12 protein-coding genes are annotated in these 17,304 nt (G+C 72.1%); 5 read left to right on the top strand and 7 right to left on the bottom strand.

The genetic code is table 11. The annotated features are described in order from the left end of the window. Nucleotides 1-211: 211 nt before the first annotated feature. From WMF19_RS45195 to dapA, 6 genes are all read right to left on the bottom strand, one after another. Complete coding sequence (locus WMF19_RS45195) at nt 212-3,349, bottom strand: hypothetical protein (protein WP_437896011.1); 3,138 nt, start codon at nt 3,347-3,349, stop codon at nt 212-214. 252 nt (nt 3,350-3,601) lie between these two features. Further along, nucleotides 3,602-4,033: an ester cyclase gene (locus WMF19_RS45190; RefSeq protein ID WP_437896010.1), complete on the bottom strand. Its 432-nt coding sequence runs from the start codon at nt 4,031-4,033 to the stop codon at nt 3,602-3,604. Nucleotides 4,034-4,344: 311 nt separating this feature from the next. Beyond that, nucleotides 4,345-6,444 (bottom strand): glycine--tRNA ligase subunit beta, encoded by a 2,100-nt coding sequence (gene glyS / locus WMF19_RS45185; RefSeq protein WP_437896009.1) that lies wholly within the window; start codon nt 6,442-6,444, stop codon nt 4,345-4,347. Between the two features lie 181 nt (nt 6,445-6,625). After that, on the bottom strand, nt 6,626-8,902 hold the full coding sequence (locus WMF19_RS45180; protein WP_437896008.1) for a hypothetical protein: 2,277 nt from the start codon (nt 8,900-8,902) through the stop codon (nt 6,626-6,628). A gap of 105 nt (nt 8,903-9,007) precedes the next feature. Beyond that, nucleotides 9,008-9,805 carry a 4-hydroxy-tetrahydrodipicolinate reductase gene (dapB, locus tag WMF19_RS45175; RefSeq protein ID WP_437901749.1) on the bottom strand — a complete coding sequence of 266 codons (798 nt, stop codon included), beginning with the start codon at nt 9,803-9,805 and terminating at the stop codon, nt 9,008-9,010. A 71-nt stretch (nt 9,806-9,876) separates the two neighbouring features. Then, entirely contained in the window at nt 9,877-10,782 is a 906-nt protein-coding gene (gene dapA / locus WMF19_RS45170; protein WP_437896007.1) for a 4-hydroxy-tetrahydrodipicolinate synthase, read from the bottom strand. Between the two features lie 297 nt (nt 10,783-11,079). Here dapA and WMF19_RS45165 point away from each other — a divergent pair, with 297 nt between their 5' ends. From WMF19_RS45165 to WMF19_RS45145, 5 genes are all read left to right on the top strand, one after another. Next, entirely contained in the window at nt 11,080-11,763 is a 684-nt protein-coding gene (locus WMF19_RS45165) for a NuoI/complex I 23 kDa subunit family protein (RefSeq protein ID WP_437896006.1), read from the top strand. 106 nt (nt 11,764-11,869) lie between these two features. Then, nucleotides 11,870-12,385, top strand: a complete 516-nt coding sequence (locus WMF19_RS45160) for an NADH-quinone oxidoreductase subunit J family protein (protein WP_437325778.1) — start codon at nt 11,870-11,872, stop codon at nt 12,383-12,385. A 3-nt stretch (nt 12,386-12,388) separates the two neighbouring features. Then, nucleotides 12,389-12,697 carry an NADH-quinone oxidoreductase subunit NuoK gene (nuoK, locus tag WMF19_RS45155; protein WP_272102053.1) on the top strand — a complete coding sequence of 103 codons (309 nt, stop codon included), beginning with the start codon at nt 12,389-12,391 and terminating at the stop codon, nt 12,695-12,697. Between the two features lie 17 nt (nt 12,698-12,714). Continuing rightward, entirely contained in the window at nt 12,715-13,236 is a 522-nt protein-coding gene (locus tag WMF19_RS45150) for a hypothetical protein (protein ID WP_437896005.1), read from the top strand. Nucleotides 13,237-13,494: 258 nt separating this feature from the next. After that, nucleotides 13,495-14,538, top strand: coding sequence for a glycosyltransferase family 2 protein (locus tag WMF19_RS45145; RefSeq protein WP_437896004.1), 1,044 nt, complete (start codon nt 13,495-13,497; stop codon nt 14,536-14,538). A 181-nt stretch (nt 14,539-14,719) separates the two neighbouring features. Here WMF19_RS45145 and WMF19_RS45140 read toward each other — a convergent pair whose 3' ends face one another. Next, a complete protein-coding gene (locus tag WMF19_RS45140) occupies nt 14,720-17,293 on the bottom strand; it encodes a hypothetical protein (protein WP_437896003.1) in 2,574 nt (857 codons plus the stop codon). Between the last annotated feature and the right edge of the window lie 11 nt (nt 17,294-17,304).

Genomic DNA, 17,304 nt, shown 5'->3' with positions numbered 1-17,304 from the left:
CGCATCGGCGCCCTCCCACGGGGATCAGCGAGACCCCCATTCCGACAGGCTACATCGGGCATTGCACGCGAGTAAAGCGAGCGCCGAGCGTCAACTCACCGGCTGTGAATCGTATTACCGGTTTGCTCGTTAGCCCAACTTTGCCAATCACGGAGCCGTTGGAAGAGCGACGCTAGCTCGACCGCTCACCCACGCATCGAGGGGACCACCTTCACTCCCCAGACGGCGGGTCTTCGTCGTCGCTGTCGCTGTCCTCGCCGTCCTCGTCGTCGCCAGCGCCGTCCTCGTCGTCCTCGTCCTGCTCGGGGGGCTTCGGCGCGAGCGCCACGCGCGGGTAGTGCTCGCCGGAGGTGTCACGGCGCCCGGCCTCCCAGGCGTCCTCGAGGTTGACGAGCTCATACCAGCCAAGGCGATTCACGGCCTCGAAGAAGAACTTGCCGTCAGCGCTCGGCTCGAAGCTGAGGGGCTCGGGCTCGAGCTCGGCGAGCGTGCGGACGCCGTCGTCGTAGACGCCCCAGACCCGGATGGGCTTGCCTTCGGAGACCTCCAGCACGGCCACACGGCCGCCCGCGGCGCTCTCCACGACGCGGAGGTCCAGGTCGCCGCGCGCCTCCAGCCTGGACGCGCCGCCGCTGACCGAGAAGATCCAGGTCTCGGATGAGGTGCCCACGATCACCCGCCCGGAGGCGAGCGCCTCGAGCGTGTAGACCTCGTCCTCGCTGTCCTCCTTGCCGAAGTCGTGCACGAGGACCGGCTTTCCGTGCGGGAGGTCGACCCACCAGAGCTTGGCGTCGCCGTCGGTCGCCACGAGCGCGGCGCTCCGATCCGCGTTCACAAGGCCCGTCGACGAGGGGGAGCTCGCCTTCACCGCGGTCTCGATGAGCTCCCCGTCCTTCAGCACGGCGAAGACGAAGGAGCGCCGGGCTTCCTTCTTCCATCCGATGTACACGTCGGCGGGGCGGTAGCGCTCGATCTCCCGCGCGCCCGCTCCGAAACGCGCGCGCACGTCCTTCGGGATGTCCTCCTCGTCCTCCGGGAGCGGGCGCTGCTTGCCCAGGTAACGCAGGCCGACGCGGCCCGGGGCGGGCTCGATGGCGTACTCCTCGGGCGCCCTCTTCGGGCCCGACTCGGGCGCCTCGTCGTCGTCCTCGTCCTCCTCGGACGGCGTGTACACGGCGACCTCGGGGAACGCGTCGGGGTTCGTGGCGAGCCGCTCGAGCAGCGTGTCGAGGCCGAGCAGCTCGTAGGTGTCGCCGATGTGATCCATGAAGGCCCGGCCCTCGGCGATCCGGACCTCACCCACGGAGGCCTTCACGCGGCTCACGCGGCGCAGCTTGCTCCCGTCGAAGCCGACGATGGTCAACCCGTCCTCGGAGTCCTCGCCCTCGTAGCTCTTGACGAGGAGCAGCCGGCCGCCGAGGGCGGGGGTCAGGCCGTAACCGCCCACGCCCCAGCGCTGCTCGAGGACGGCGCCCTCTCCCTCGCGGCGGTAGACGTCGAGCGACTCGCCCGTGGAGAGGATGACGCGGTCCTCCGGGCCGTAGGCGATGTCGGAGATCGACGCCTCGTGCTCGAAGAGGCGGCGCAGCTTGCCGTCCGCGAAGGAGAGCTCGGCGACGAGCTTGTAGTCGAACCCGTACAGCACGGCGCCGCCGTCCTCCCGCGCCGCGATGTAGCCGTGGGGGCTGGGCAGCGCCTCGCCCTCGGCGCGCTTCAGCTCCCCGTCCTCGATCCAGGCGGCCGTCACCGGCTTGCGCCGGAGCTTCGCGATGCCGTAGACGCGGCCGCCGGGCGCCACCGCGATGCAGGAGGTCGACCCGAACAGCTCGCGCTGCGCGCGCTCGATCTCGGGCTCCGGGGGCACCTCGCGCGACCGCCGCGGCTCCACGCGGAGCGCGCCCTCCAGCACCTCTGGCCGGGCGCCCTCTTCCTCGTCGCCCTCGCCGGACGTGCTCTCGCCCTCGTCGTCGCCCTCGCCGGACGCGCTCTCGTCTTCGTCCTCGTTGCCGGGTTCGTGCTTCTTCAGCTCGGGGAAGGACTCCGGCTGCGCGGCGAAGCGCGCGGCGAGCTCCTCCAGGCCGAGCAGCACGTAGCCGTCGTCGCCGTCGATCACGACGACGCGGGCGCCCTCGATCACGATCTCGCCGACCGCGATGCGCACGCGCGCCAGCCGGCGCACCGTGGATCCGTCGTAGCCGAGGATGGTTACGCCGTCGGCGCTCTCGTCCTCGTCGTCGAAGCACTTCAAGAGGAGCAGGCGTCCGCCGAAGACCGAGCGCATCCCGTAGCTGTCGAGGTCCCAGCGCCCCTCGAGCGCGACGCCCGAGCCCTCCCGGCGGTAGACCTCGATCGTGTCGCTCGCGACCAGCACCCGGTCCTCCGGGCCGTAGGCGACGTCGGAGAAGGGCTCGTCGTGCTCCAGGAGGCGTCGCACGGAGCCCGCCGCAAATACGACCTCCCATACGGCCTCCGAGTCCTCCCCGATCAGCGCCGCGCCGCCGTCGTCGCGCGCGGCGAGGGATATGCCGTGCGTGGTGGCGAGCGGATCGCCCTGAGCGGTGCGGAGCTCGCCGCCCTCGATCCACGCGGCGACGGGCGGCTTTCGCTTCGGCTTGGAGACACCGAAGACGAGGCCGTTCGGCGCGATCAGCCACTCGCTGCTCCGCCCGAAGAGCTTCAGTTGCTCTTCGGAGGGCTCGGGCGCCGTGTAGCCCGGCACGCGCTCCAGCCGGAGCCCGCCGGAGATGACCCTGGGCTTGTCGTCGTCGTCGTCGTCGTCGCTGGTCTCCGCCTCGTCCGTGTCGTGGTCGTCGCCTGCCGCGCGCTCCTCCTCGGGGGCCGCGGCGCGCGCCGCCTCGCGTGCGGCTTCGACCGCCGGATCCACCGCGCACGCGGCCTCGAAGCGCTGGCCTCCGCCGAAGCGGGGCAGCTCGACGGGCCACCTCGGGCCCGCCGGGGGCTCGGGTCGTTGCTCGGCGGACCAGGCGTCCCAGTCGCTGTCGCTCTCGATCGCCTCGGCCAGAGACGCCATCTCGATCGGGTGCGCGCCGTGCACCGCGGTGAGGGCCCGCTGGACCGCGCTTGCCATGTCGGCGACGCAGGCCTTGCTCCACCCGGCCGGCCGCACGCGCACGAGCGCCCAGCGATCGGCCCACTGGAAGGGCTCGCAATGCTCCACCGCGCGCGCGTCGAGCGCCCGCTCCCACGCCTCGCCGGCGGCGCGCCGCGCGGCCGCGTCCGGGGGCGCCACGAAGCAGAGCTCATAGGAGAACAGGTCCCCTTCGAGATCGAACCAGTCGCTCGGCGCTGCCCCGAAGAACGCGAACGGATAGGGCTGAGATCCCGGCATGGGGGCGAACGGTACAGCAGCTTCTGGCGAGCGTGCAGGTCCAGACGCCCGACGGCCCGGCGAGGCGCCGGAGGCGCTGCTCATCGTCCCCGGTGGGCTTAAAGGCCCCGCGAAGCGGAGTGCATGGACGTGGTTTCACGGCGCTTGGGGAGTCGCCGTTTCGTGATCCATCGAGGTGGCCCGGATGGAATCCTCTTCAACTCGATAGCAGCGCTGACCACGCGAAGATGGCGCGAGGCGCGCCCAGCCTGCTCACGTCGAAGCCTTGGGTACTCCTGGCTCGAACCGCGCGCCGAGCTGCACGAGCCGGCCGAGATCGTCGGCGTTACGCCATGTCTCGACGATCTTGCCCTCGACGATGTGGTGAATGAACATCGCGGTGAACGTCTGTCGCCGTCCGTGGCTCGGGATGCCGAGGAAGCTCGCTTGTGCGCACGTATTCTTCGCGCGCACGACCACCTTGTCCCCTTCGGCGATGACGTCCTCGATCGACCATGTTTGCTCGATGGCGCCGAATGTCCCGAAGAGCGTGCGGATCCCTTCCGGCCCTGCGGGGAGCGCGGGTGGCCCGCCGTGCATCCTCCAGGACGGAGAGATCATCTCGCAGAGCTCCTCGATCTTGTGTTCGCTCACGAGCTCGAGAAACCGTCGCGCGATCGCCTTGTTCGCCTCGATTGAAGACATCGCTGCTCACCCTCCTCTTGTCATGCTGAGAGCGCATCGCCGCTCGGCTGAGCTGTGATCGGCTCCCGACGCCTGGTCGCCTGGTCGATTGCGCCGCCGGGGGTTGTCGCGGGCGGCGTGGCGCTGGTGCGGTGGTGGTGCAGGTGCGGTGCCAGGCGCCGCAGCCGGGCGCTCCAGCCGACGAGCTGGCCGCTCCACGTGGCGTCGCGCTCGACGCGCCCCTATCGAGCCACCGTCGATGATGGCGCCAGCCACCACCAGACTGAGGGGCGGCGCCTCCATGGCGAGGCCGAGGCGCCGCGTCCGTCGCGTTACGACGCCGCGCGCGGCGCCTCGCCGAGGAGCTCCAGCCTGGCCAGGCTCCCGCAGGTCTCCGACAGGGCGCGCATCAGCCGCAGCCGGTTGTCCCGCACGGCCGCGTCGTCGGTCATCACGAACACGTCGATGAAGTACTGGTGCAGGAGGGGCGCGAAATCCGCCACCGCCCTGAACGCGGCGTCGTACGAGCCGCTCCGGACGTCCGACGCGATCTGCTCGCGCAGCTTGAGGTACCCCGCGAAGAGCGCCGTCTCGCTCGGGTGCACGTCCTGTCCGAACGGCGCCACCGGCTCGCCGGCAGGCGCCTTGTCGGCGATGTTCGTGGCCCGCTTGAAGACCTCGCCCACCCGCGCGCGCACCTCCGGGCTCAGCGCGTCGATCGCGCGCACGCGGGCCCTGAGATCGAGCGGGCGATCGGCGGCGACGCGCAGGCACGCGAGGACCGCGTCCTGCGGGAGCCGGTCGGAGAGCAGGCCCCGCAGCCGCTCGGAGAAGAACTCGCCGAGGCGGGTCGCGAGCTCCTCGCGCGAGACGTTGAGCTCCACCCCGGCGTAGCCGTCGTAGGCGGCGCCGAACGCGGCGCCGAGGCGCAGGTCGAGATCGCGATCCAGGAGCGTGCGCAGCACGCCGAGGCACGCGCGGCGCAGCCCGTACGGGTCGGCGGTGCTCGTGGGGACGAGCCCGATCGCGAAGCAGCCGACCAGCGTGTCGAGCCGATCGGCCATCGCGACCAGCGCGCCGGCGTGCGTCGGCGCCGTCGCGTCCGCGGCGCCCTTGGGCAGGTAGTGATCGCGGACGACGTCGGCCACCTCCGGGCTGACCCCCTGGGCGAGCGCGTACGCCCGCCCCATCTCGCCCTGGAGCTCGGGGAACTCGCCCACCATCAGCGCGACGAGATCGCACTTCGCGAGGTGCGCCCCCGAGGCCGCCGCCACCAGCGTCTGCTCGGGCAACATCAGGAGCAGGCCGAGCTCGCGGGCGAGCCGCTCGACGCGCTCGGCCTTCGCCAGCACGCTGCCGAGCCGCTTCTGGAACACGATCCCGCCGAGCTTCTCGCGGCGGTTCGCGAGCGGGATCTTGACGTCCTCCCGGTAGAAGAACTGCGCGTCCGACAGGCGCGAGCGCATCGTGTTGTCGTTGCCGCGCTTGATCTTCTCGGGCGCCTCCGCGGTGTTCACGACCGCCAGGTACCTCGGGAGCAGCGCCCCGGTCTTCGCGTCGCGGACGCCGAAGTAGCGCTGGTGGCCGCGCGCGACCTCGAGGATCACCCGCTCCGGCAGCTCGAGGAACCGCTCCTCGAAGCTGCCGACGATGACGTGCGGCTCCTCCACGAGGGAGAGGTTCTCGCCGATCAGGAAGTCGTCCTCGATCAGCGCCCCGCCCGCGTCCCGCGCCGCGGCGAGCAGGCGCTCGCGCATGAGCTTCGCGCGCGCCTCGGGGTCGACGAGCACGTGCGCCGCGCGCATCGCCTCCACGTAGTCCTTCGCGGCGCCGATCGCGATCTCGCCCGGCGCGAGGAAGCGGTGGCCGCGGCTCGTGCGCCCGCTGCGGATGCCGGCGATCTCGACGGGGATGACCTCGCCGCCGGAGAGCGCGACCAGCCACTGGATGGGGCGGCCGAACGCGAAATCTCCCTGCCCCCAGCGCATCGACTTGCGGAAGGGGATGGCCGCGACGAGCGACGTCAGGACGTCGGGGAGGAGCTCGGCCGCGGGCTTGCCGGCCTCGCGGCGGGTGCCCGCGAGGTACTCGCCCTTCGGCCCCTCGACGCGGCGCAGCTCCGCGACGGTACAGCCGAGCTTCTGCGCGAACGCCTCGGCCGCCTTCGTGGGCGCGCCGTCCTTGAAGGCCGCCTTGACCGGCGGGCCGGTGACCTCCTCCTCGAGGTCCGGCTGGCGCGCCGCGACCCCGGAGACGAGCAGCGCGAGCCGACGCGGGGTGCCGAGCGCGCGCACCGCGCCGTGGCGGAGCCTGAGCTCCGCGAGGCGCTTCGTTGCGAGATCCGGGAGCGCGCGGAGCGCGGCCTCGACAAACGACGAGGGGAGCTCCTCGACGCCGATTTCGAGCAGGAGATCGCTCGCTTCGTTGGACATGGGACCGCGGACGCTACCCCAGAACCGCTCGTTCGGCGAGGTGGTCGAGCGATCGAGCCGCGCTGTTTACGCGGTTTACGCCGTTCACGCCGGTCGCGCCGTCCGCGTCGCCCGCCACGTCACGCCGTGGCGCGGCGCGCACGACCGGCGTGCGCCACGGGCGACGTGACGTTCGCGCGGCTCAGCGCGCCTGTGCCGCGCTCCGGAGCGCGCGCGAGAGCACCTTCTTGAAGGCGCTCGCCTCGCCTCCGCTCGGCTTGTCCTTGCGCCCGTAACGGGTCGCCGCGCCGACCCGGGCGACGCACTGGGCTGCGCGCATGTACCGCCGGGCCGCCTTCGCGACCGCCCGATCGCCCGGAGCAGACGCCGACGCGACGGCCGCGCCGAGCTCGTTCAGCGCCTCGTCGAGCGGGGCGCAGCCCTCGGGCGTGGGGGGCAGCTGGAGGGGGGGCGGGGCGTGGCAGCAGCGGGCGCGCAGGGTGGCCAGGGTCGCCATGTCGTGCCAGCCGAGAACGGCCCATTCCTTCGTGGCGTCCGAGACGCCCTTGGGCCCAGCTGCCTGGGCGAGGTGGCTCTTGAGCGCCGCGACGCCCTTCATCGGGTCGATCTCGGCGCACACGGACAACAGCTGGCCCGCGGTGGCGGCGTCGACGCTCTTGCCGGGAAAGAGGGGCATCGCGCACGCGGCGAAGTCCGCCGTGGCCGCAGGATCCGGCGCTGTGCTCGCGGTGCCTGCGTCCGCTGGCGCCGCCGCACCTGTTTCCTCCGCGCCCGCGTCACCGGGCGCCGGGGCGCTCGGCTCTGCGGGGGCGGCGCACGCGGCGGGCGCAGCGTCCGAGCCGGACGGCGGCGCCGGGAGGGACGCCGGCGCGGCGTCGCGGTGTCGAAGCCAGAACCAGGCTGCCCCCGCCGCGCCCGCGATGGCCGCGACCCCCAGGGCCAGCGTCACCCACCGGCGCGCCGCGGACGGCGTCCCGTGGCTCGCCCCGGGCGCCGGCGCCGGCGCCGGCGCGCGAAGCGGCGGCATCGCCGCGCGCGGCGGCGCGCCGAGCCCGGACGCGCCGCCGCGCGCGGCGACGCCGCCGGGCGCCATCGGGAAGGGGTGCGACGGCTCATGCGTGTCGTCTTCGCCGAGCCAGAGCAGATCGACGGCCGGGACGTGGGGCGTCGGTGCGCCGAGCTCGGGCGCGCCGACGCGCGTTGCGGCGCCGCCGGGCGCCATCGGGAAGGGGTGCGACGGCTCGTGCCTGTCCTCTTCGCCGAGCCAGGGGAGATCGTCGATCGTTCGCGGGCTCGCCGGGGCATCCGCGTCGAAGAGGGGCACCGCGGTGGGCGAGAAGGGCGGTTGCGCCGTCGCTACGGGCGCAAAGGGCAGTTGCGCCGTCACAGCGGGGGTGACGGGCGGTTGCGCCGTCACAGCGGGGGCGACGGGCGGTTGCGCCGTCGCCGCAGGCACGACGGGCGGTGGCTGCACCTCCGCGGTCGGCGCAGCCGGTGCGCCCGCACGCGCGCCGTCCTCCGTCCTTGCGCCGGCGAGCCCCGGCGATGCGGCAGGCAGCGCGGTCTGCGCCTTCGAGGGACGGTCTGGCGCTTCCGGCGGCGGGGTGGTCGGCGCGCCGGTCGTCGAACGGAGGCCCAGGCTCGCGAGCCCGTGGAGGGGCAACGGCGTCCGGCGGGCCGAGGCGCTCGCGATGGGCGGCGGCTGCGAGCTCGAATGGCCATGCGGCGGCGCGCTCTTGCGGGGCGGCTGCGAGCCTGTGCCCTCGCGCGGCGGCGCGCTCTTGCGGGGCGGCTGCGAGCCTGTGCCCTCGCGCGGCGGCGCGCTCTTGCGGGGCGGCTGCGAGCTCGACGTCCCCCGCACCCCGCTGCTCGACGGGCGCGGCGCTGGAATGGTCCTCGCCGGCGCCGCGAGCGCGTGCTCATCGAGCGGCGGCAGCTCCTCCAGGCCGTCGCCCGGCCGCGCCGCCTCCAGCGCGCGACGGAGCGCCGCGACCTCGGTGATCCGCTGCTCAGCGCTGCGCGCGAGCGCCTGGTCCAGCACGCGCCACAGCGCGTCGCCCGCCGCGCCGGGCGGCGTGATTCGCGGCGCGGCGCCAGCGCCTTGCTTGCGGCGGAGCTCCTGGTCGCTCTCGGCAGGGAACGGGAGCGCTCCCGAGAGCGCCGTGTACAGGGTGACCGCGAGCGCCCACGTGTCGTCTCGGCGCGACGGCCCCTCGCCCGCGGCCCGCTCCGGCGAGCGGTAACCCACGAAGGCGGGCGTGGCGAGCGGGTCCGACAGCCACCCCGTCGACGTGCACGGCTCGCCCTCCATGACCACGCACGCGGCCGACAGGCGGCCGTGCACCGTCCCGCGCGCGTGCAGGCTCTCGACGCGCTTCGCCAGGCGGACGACCCAGCCGACCGCGTCCCTGTCCGGCAGCGGACCGGCGCGTGCGATCCTCGCAGCGAGCGTCTCCATACGAGCGCCGCAGCGTAGTGCGGCGAACCGCCGCTGACCACATTGTGGCTCTCCCGCGGCACGCCGGATCGCGGATCGCCCGCGTCTGGCCCTGGAGCGCCGCCGTCAGCCGCCGATCACGTCGGCCATCGTGTATCGGCCGGGCGGCTTCCCGTGCAGGTGCCACGCCGCGCGCAGCGCCCCGCGCGCGAAGAGATCACGGCTGGTCGCGCGGTGCGTGAGCTCGATGCGCTCGCCGGGGCCGAGCAGGTGGACCGTGTGGTCGCCGATGACGTCGCCGCCGCGCACGGCGAAGATCCCGAGCTCGTCCGCCTTTCGCGGGCCGACGTTGCCCTCGCGGCCGTGCACGTCGGCGAGCGTCGCGTTCGGCTCGCGGGCCGCGCGCACGGCGTCGGCGAGCCGCACGGCCGTGCCGCTCGGCGCGTCCACCTTGGCGCGGTGGTGCACCTCCACGATCTCGACGTCGTAGCCGGGCCCGAGCCGCCGCGCCGCGCTCGCCGCGATCTCCGCGAGCACGTGGATGCCGATGCTCGTGTTCGGCGACCAGAGGACCGGGACGTGCTGCGCCGTCTCGTCGAGCAGCCGCTCGCACGTGCCGTCGAGGCGCGTCGTTCCGCTGACCACGGCGACCTTGGCCCGCATCGCGAGGTGCAGGAGACGGGGGAGCGCCTCGGGCCGCGAGAAGTCGATGACCACGTCCGCGCCGAGCAGCCCGGCGCTGGTGTCGTCGCTCATCGCGACGCCGATGTTGCCTGTCCCCGCGAGCTCGCCGACGTCACGGCCGATGCGGGAGGAGCCGCGCGACACGATCGCGCCCACGACCTGGGCTCGCTCGTTCGCCGCGAGCCGGACGATGGCTTGCCCCATCTTGCCGCTCGCGCCGTGGATCGCGACCTTCAGCAGCCGTGCGTCGTCCCCCTGGGCGGCCCCCATGAGCGCGCTCATGGGAACACCTCGATGATCTCCGTTCGATTTCACGACGCCTCGCGCCTCGCCTCGAGCCGCCTCATCGCCTCGGCGATCTGCTGCCGGGTCGCCTCTCCGGCCGGCACGAGCGGCAGCCGGACGGCGGCGCTCATGCGGCCCAGGGCGGCGAGCGCGGCCTTCGCGGGGGCGGGGTTCGGCTCGACGAAAAGGAGCCCATGCAGCTCGAGGAGCGCGAGGTGGGCTGCGCGCGCGCCCGCCAGGTCGCCGGCCAGGAACCGCCGGGTCACCGCGCTGGTCTCGCGCGGCAGCACGTTCGACGTGACGCTGATGACACCCTGCGCGCCGAGCGCCATCATCGCGAGCGTCAGCGCGTCGTCGCCGCTCAGGATCGTGAGCCGGTCGCCGAGGCGCCGCACGAGCTCCTGGCAGCGGAACACGTTGCCCGAGGCGTCCTTGATGGCGACGACGTTCGGCGCGGCGGCGCAGATGCGCTCGGTCGTCTCGGCGGAGAGGTCGACCACCGTCCGCCCCGGGATGTTGTAGAGCACGATCGGCGCAGGGACGGCCCTGGCCACGGCCAGCGTGTGCTCGCGGAGCCCGTCCTGCGAGGGCTTGCTGTAGTACGGCATCACGATCATCACGCCCGCCGCGCCGGCGGCGAGCGCGGCGCGCGAGGCCTCGATCGTCTTCTTCGTCGAGAACGAGCCCGTCCCCGCGATCACCGGCACGCGGCCGCGCGCGGCCTCGACGACGCGCCGGATGACCGCGGTCGTCTCGGATTCGCTGAGGGTCGGCGACTCGCCCGTGGTCCCGCACGGCACGAGCCCGCTGACGCCGCCCGCGATCTGCGCCTCGACGAGCGCGTCCAGCGCGTCGAAGTCGACGGCTTCACCATCGGGCGTGAATGGCGTGACGAGGGCGGTGAATGTTCCCGACAAGGGGAGCTGCGACATCAGACGACCATGATCGCCACCCCGGGTGCGCGTCAACAGGAGAGGACAGGTTCGCCGCGGACTCCCCGCTCTCCGCTGGTTCCTGCGCGGGGCGACGCCGAACGGACGCGGCCTTGGGGGCGGGCTGCCGGGAGCCCGCTCGGCCTGTACGGCGCGGGCTGGCGGGAACCCCCGGGGCTTGCGGGGAGCGGGCCGGACGCTCCAGGGCAGGTCCGCGTCTGCTATCGTCCGCGGTGTAGCGCCTCGCTCCTTCGGGGGATTTGCCCGAGCGCGTCAGGTCCCTGAGAGGCACCGGCCATGGATCTCGCCCAGTACATCAAGAGCATCTCCAGCGCGGCCAATACCATCCTGGAGGGGATGGCGGTCACGTTCTCCCATCTGTTCCGGGAGCCCATCACCGTCCAGTACCCCGACAAGACGGACCGCCCCGTCAGCGAGATGCTCCCCCCGCGGTACCGCGGCTTCCTCGAGGTGCAGATGGACATCTGCACCGGCTGCAAGCGCTGCGAGCGCGCGTGCCCCATCGAGTGCATCGCCATCGATCTGGAGAAGGACCCGGCGACGAAGAAGCAGGCAATGAGCCGCTTCGACATCGACATGGGCAAGTGCATGTACTGCGGCCTCTGCGTCGAGGCGTGCAAGACGGAGTCGACCGGCGCGATCCGCCACACCCGCGAGTTCGAGGGGGCGGCGCCGACGCTCGACCACCTCACGTTCCGCTTCATCCCGGAGGGCCTCGTGCCGCTGTACAAGGCGCCGAAGGACCTCGGCGAGGTGCCCGTCGGCGAGTACGGGCCGCACGCCCGGGAGGCCCGCGAGCGCGCCATGCGCGACAACCCGGCCGCGCTGGAGGAGCTGCGCGCCATCTGGCGCAAAGAGCGCGGCAAGCAGCAGGGTGCCGAGGGCGCGGAGCCCGCGGGCGGGGGGGCCGGAGCGGAGGCCGGAGCGGGGGCTGGAGCAGGGGCCGGAGCGGGCGCCTGAGCCAGGGCGCGGCGCGCAGAAGGGCGCAGAAGCGCGCCGCGAGCGACGCCCAGGGGTCGCCCTTGATGGGCGGTGGGCAGCGGTCTAACGTCGCGGCCCTCACCCCATGCCCCCCCTGAGCGCACTCGTCTTCCTCGGGCTTGCCGCGCTGACGCTCGGCTCGGCCGGGCTCGTGGCGTTCTCCAGGAACATCATCCACTCCGCGCTGGCCCTGCTCGGCACGTTCCTGGGCATCGCCGGGCTGTACGTCACGCTCTCGGCCGACTTCATCGCGGCGACGCAGGTGCTCGTCTACGTCGGCGGCACGCTCGTGCTCATCCTCTTCGCCGTGATGCTCACGAGCCGCATCGCGGAGATGAAGATCTCGAACCCGCGCGGCGGGCCGGCCGTGGCGTTCGGCCTGGTCACGGCCGTGCTTCTCCTGCTCGGCAGGGTGGCGGCCCAGACCCCTTGGCCCGCCGAGGCCAAGCCGCCGATGCCGTCCACCGCCAAGCTCGGGCACGCGTTCCTCGGAGAGTACCTGCTCCCGTTCGAGCTCGGCTCGGTCGTGCTGCTCGCCGCGATGATCGGCGCTGTCGTGCTCGCGCGTCGAGCCGTCAGGCGCGCCTGGGAGAGGGAGTAGGCGATGGAGGTCGGTCTCATCCATTACCTCAGCGTCGCCGCGGTGCTCTTCGGACTCGGGCTGTTCACCGTCATGACGCGGAAAAACGCGGTGGGAATCCTCCTCGGCGTCGAGCTCATCCTCAACGCCGCCGCGCTCAACTTCATCGCGTTCGACCACTTCGTCGCCGGCGGCGTGGCTGGCCAGGTGTTCACGGTCTTCATCATCGTCCTCGCGGCGAGCGAGGCGGCGATCGCGCTGGCCATCGTGCTTCAGGTCTACCGCAACCACCGAAGCATCATGGCCGACCAGCTGACATCCCTGAAGAACTGACGCGAGAGCGGTCATCCGTGCGGAAGCGCGCGGTCGGCGTGACCCGCGTGACGCGCGGGATGGGCGCGACGGGCGCGACGGGCGCGACGTTCGGACCGGCGGCCGCCGCGTCGCGCGCCCGCGCGCCCGCGCGCGCCACGCCCACGCCGATGCCGATCGCCTACGCCGATCGCCGACCAGGAGATGCGCTCGACGCGCCCGCGCCCTGCTTCTTCACGTGGAGCTCAATCCCAGCGACAAGCAGGAAAAACCTGACCTTGCTAAGGCCCAGCGGGCGACCCACGTTCGAAGGCATGCAGAACCTATCCAAGTCGGAGCTGGTGGGGTTCGTGGAGCTCGAGGTCGGTTCGCTTGCTGTGCAGGTGCCGATCCGCGCCGCCGCAGCGGCGACAGAGCTACCGCTCGCATCGTTCGAGGCTGAAGGGGACAATTGCGCCATCCTCGTGCGAGGCGACACGTCCTCGAAGGCGGTCGAGGTCGCGCTGCGAAACGCGGCGCAGGAGGCGGTCAAGCACCTCTCGAAGAAGTTGCTCAACTAGAGCGGAGCGATGGTCCCGCTGGCCCGGCGCAGGGCTGCGGGCCATCGTCTCCGTGATGTTCCGTGATGTTCCGTGATGCACGGTGCCCCAGGGTACCGGCGGAGCGGTGTGGACAGGTTTCTGCTGGCCGCCCGGCGCTCAGCGCGAGCGGGGCGGCGTTCCGGCCCGCGCGGGCGCCCCGCGTCGCGGGGGAGCTCGCTGCGCTCCGACGTGAATTTCTCGACGCACGTCGTGCTACGCTGCGCCGCGAAATCGCCCGTGAAGCTCATCATCCAAATCCCTTGCTTGAACGAGCGCGACACGCTCGCGCAGACATTCGCGGACCTGCCGCGGTCGATCGACGGCGTGGACGAGATCGAGGTCCTCGTCATTGACGACGGCAGCACGGACGGGACGAGCGCGCTCGCCGAGCAGCTCGGGATCCACCACATCGTCCGCTTCGCGAGGAATCGAGGCCTCGCCGCCGGGTTCATGGCCGGCATCGACGCGTGCCTGCGGCTCGGCGCCGATATCATCGTGAACACCGACGCAGACAACCAGTATCGCGGCGCGGAGATCCCGAAGCTCATCGCTCCCATCCTCGACGGGCGGGCCGACCTGGTGATCGGCGACCGGCAGACAGACAGGATCGAGGAGTTCTCGCCGCTCAAGAAGGTCTTGCAGCGGTGGGGCTCGCGGCTCATCCGGCGCCTGTCGGCCACGGAGGTGGCCGACTCGCCGAGCGGCTTCCGCGCGGTGAGCCGGAAGGCCGCGCTGCAGCTCTTCGTGCACAACCGCTTTACCTACACGCTGGAGACCGTGATCCAGGCAGGCCGCCGCGGCCTCGCCGTGGAGAACGTGAAGATCACGACCAACCCGAAGACGCGCGAGTCGCGGCTCTTTCGTTCGATCCCCGACTACCTGCGCCGCGCCGGTCCTGTCATGTTCCGGGCTTATGCGATGTACCGCCCCGTGCAGCTCGTGGGCTGGGTCGCGACGGTCCTGCTCGTGTTCGGCGTCGCGCTCGGCGTCCGGTTCCTCTACTTCTACCTGCGGAATCCGGACCACAGCGGTTATATCCAGTCGCTCATCGTCGGCACGGGCGCCGTCGTGATGGCGTGCATCCTGGTGGCCGTGGCGTTGCTCGCGGAGCTCATCGCGACGAACCGCCGCCTCGTCGAGGAGGTGCTGATGCGCGTGCGCCGGATCGAGACCGAGCTCGCGGGGCGGGAGTCGGCCCTCGGGCTGGAGGGCATCCGGACCACGGGCGCGAAGCCTTGGCGCAACCAGCAGGTGCGGCAGGCGCGAGCGATCGCGAGGTGAGGGCCATGCCGGAGGACATCGGATCTCCTGCTCCGGCTCCGGGAAGCATCGATTAACCAGCTGCCGTGGTCGCGATCTCGTGGCGCTCGTCGGGGGCGGGCTCGCTGTCCGCGAGGTGAAGAGCCCGGTCCCCTGGACCGGGCTGCTGGCCGAGCGGCGCGGGTAGCCTTCGGCCTGGCGCTCAGCCGTCCGGATCCTCCTGGTCGTCGTCCTCCTGCGAGGGGTCCGCCGGGCCGGTCGTCGGCTCCGGCCCGGATGACGTGTCCGCCGCCGGGGGCTCGGGCGGCGGCTCCGGCCGGGCCGCGTCGCGCTGCTGCCGCAGGTAGACCGTGTAGTTCTTGAAGCGCTCCGCCGCGAAGAACGCGCCGTCCAGCTTGACGTTCCGGCCGCTCCGCGCGGCGTTCTTGCCGAGCACCACCGCCTGCGCGGCGTCCAGGAGCGCGGCCTGGGCGCTCGTATCGCTGGGCCACGCCCGCGCGGGCTTCGGCTCCTGGCCCTTGGGCGGGCGGAGCTTGGGGATGATGTGGAGCGCCTCGACCGGGTAGAGCCCGTCCGTGTAGCCCGGCGCGCCGAGCGCGAGCACCTGATACGGCAGCTCGTCGGGCGGCGGCGGCGCCTTCGGCATGGTCACGAGCTGGAGATCGCCGAAGCGGCGCTTCTCCGTCGCGTACCGGTGCACGAGCTCGTTGAACAGCACCGCCGCCTGCAGCGTGTCCGGCGGGCGCTGGCCCGGCGGGTACAGGATGTGGGTGATGCCGACGCTCCGGTAATGATCGTAGAGCTCGCGCGGTCCTCGCAAGGGCTCGTAGAAGATGAGCGATTGCCAGGCCTGGATATCGAAGATGATCTCGCGCTCGATGCCGAGCGTCGTGCGGTAGTTGCGCGCGAGGATGCGCGCGTCCGGCGGGGTCGCCCGGGTGATCGCGCGGTGATTTTCGCGGAACTTGAACCGCTGCGCGTCGCTCCACCGCTTGTCGTAGGTGGAGCGGATCATCGAGAGCGCGCTCTCCAGCCTGCGGGGGCCGGAGTAGAAGGGCACATCGCCGCTCCACACGATCTGGAATGCCACGAGCGGGACGAGGCCGAGCCGCGCGACGGACCCGAGCTGCCATGTGCGGACGAGCAGCGCCGCGGTGACGGCGATCGGCACCGCGAGCAGGCCCTGGAGGTACCGATCCGCGGTGTACGTGTTGCTCCACATCCAGATGCCAGCGAACGTCGCCCAGGCCGCGAGCGCCGGCCTGCGCCGACCGCGGATGATCAGCAGCATCGGCAGGAGGAGCGTGAAGAGCGAGCCCATCGAGGGGACGTAGCGAGTGAACGAGTAGTGCGGAGCGAACGAGAATGTGAAGAAGTTCCCGACCGCGATGAGCTGCCGCTCCAGCCCCTTCCCCTTGGGCAGGTAAGGCTCGTTGGGGTACGCCTTTTCCATGAACTCCGCGGAGCGCGCGTGCTGCGGGTACGACCGCGTGAACACCCGCTGAGCCATCGGGAAAACGGGGTTGTTATGATAAATGGCGTTCTTGATGAAGTGCGGCGCGGCCGTGCCGAGCGCCACGCCCGACACGATGAGCCCCGCCACGAGGACGCGGCGCGCCGAGAGCAGCGGCCGCCGGCGCTTCTTCACGGCGCGGTAGGCGTCGCGCGCGAGCAGGAGCGCGGCGCGCGGCACGACGACCGCCGCCGCCATCGCCAGGTGATAGACCGCCTGGTACTTCACCAGCATCGCGCCCCCGAGCGACGCGCCGAGCAGGACGGCATACCGCCTGTCGAAGCGCTCGGCGAAGCGCATCGACGCGAGCAGGACCGGCGCCGCGAAGAAGCCCAGGAAATGGTCCGCCGAGCCGCCGGGGTTCTGGTCCTGGACGAACAGCGATGGGAACAGGAAGAAAGCCACCCAGAGGCCAGGGATGCGTTCGCCATGCAGCAGGTACCGCGCCAGAGCTGCGACGCCGACCACCTTCCCCAGGACGAAGACGAACTCCAGGTGGAGCGCCATCATCCACCGCTGCTCCACGAGCATCCCGGGAACGCTGAAACCCCACGCGTAGAGCATGCTCGCGAGGTGAGGGAACGAGTGGTTCACGTCACCGTAGAACGGCACGATGCGGCCGGCGCGCGCATAGTCCTGCCCGATCGGCAGGTGATACCAGGTCGCGTCGAAGCTGATGGAATCCGGGGTCAGCGACAGCAGGTAGAGGAGCACGAGGCACACGGCGCCGACGCCCGTGGCCGTGAGCCACAGCCAGCGCATCGTCCCTTTCGGCGTCGTCGAGGCGTCGAGATCGTGCTTCAGACGCGATAGCCAGCGTGGCAGCTCCAGGAGGCCGCCCGCGAAGAGGGCCGCCGGCATCACGAGCCCGTACCAGGGGCGGATCCAGCCGACCACGCCCGCGAGGTACATGCCGAACACGAAGGCGATGGTGCCGAGCGTCATGCCGAACAGGCCCTCTTCGACCGGCGGCAAGTGCGCGACGCGGAGCCCCCGGCGCAACAGCACGAGGCCGACGCCGAGGCTGGAGAGCAGGAACAGCAGCGAATAGCCCCAGAGCGGCGCGAGCCGCCACAGGAGCCAGTGCTGGATTGGAATGTGCGCGTGGACCACGCGCGCGTAGCCGGCGAGGCCCGTGAGGCATGCGATGGCCGCGAAGACGTTGCGCAGCAGCCTTGGCCGGGGCGAACTCGAGGTCAGGGCGGCACAAAAGCGGGCCAGGGGGGAGTCGGAGTTCAGGGCAACACGCAGGTGAGCCAGCATGAGAGGGGGCG

It is taken from the genome of Sorangium sp. So ce124 (assembly GCF_051525235.1).
GTDB lineage: Bacteria > Myxococcota_A > Polyangia > Polyangiales > Polyangiaceae > Sorangium > Sorangium atrum.
This window is presented reverse-complemented; position numbering and strand designations above follow the sequence as displayed.

What these genes read in the sequence shown, in the direction of transcription:
- nuoK (WP_272102053.1), top strand. Translation starts at nt 12,389, where the DNA reads ATGGAGGTCGGTCTCATCCATTACCTCAGCGTCGCCGCGGTGCTCTTC.
- WMF19_RS45195 (WP_437896011.1), bottom strand. Translation starts at nt 3,349, where the DNA reads ATGCCGGGATCTCAGCCCTATCCGTTCGCGTTCTTCGGGGCAGCGCCG.
- glyS (WP_437896009.1), bottom strand. Translation starts at nt 6,444, where the DNA reads ATGTCCAACGAAGCGAGCGATCTCCTGCTCGAAATCGGCGTCGAGGAG.
- WMF19_RS45140 (WP_437896003.1), bottom strand. Translation starts at nt 17,293, where the DNA reads ATGCTGGCTCACCTGCGTGTTGCCCTGAACTCCGACTCCCCCCTGGCC.
- WMF19_RS45180 (WP_437896008.1), bottom strand. Translation starts at nt 8,902, where the DNA reads ATGGAGACGCTCGCTGCGAGGATCGCACGCGCCGGTCCGCTGCCGGAC.
- WMF19_RS45190 (WP_437896010.1), bottom strand. Translation starts at nt 4,033, where the DNA reads ATGTCTTCAATCGAGGCGAACAAGGCGATCGCGCGACGGTTTCTCGAG.
- WMF19_RS45160 (WP_437325778.1), top strand. Translation starts at nt 11,870, where the DNA reads ATGCCCCCCCTGAGCGCACTCGTCTTCCTCGGGCTTGCCGCGCTGACG.
- dapA (WP_437896007.1), bottom strand. Translation starts at nt 10,782, where the DNA reads ATGTCGCAGCTCCCCTTGTCGGGAACATTCACCGCCCTCGTCACGCCA.
- WMF19_RS45165 (WP_437896006.1), top strand. Translation starts at nt 11,080, where the DNA reads ATGGATCTCGCCCAGTACATCAAGAGCATCTCCAGCGCGGCCAATACC.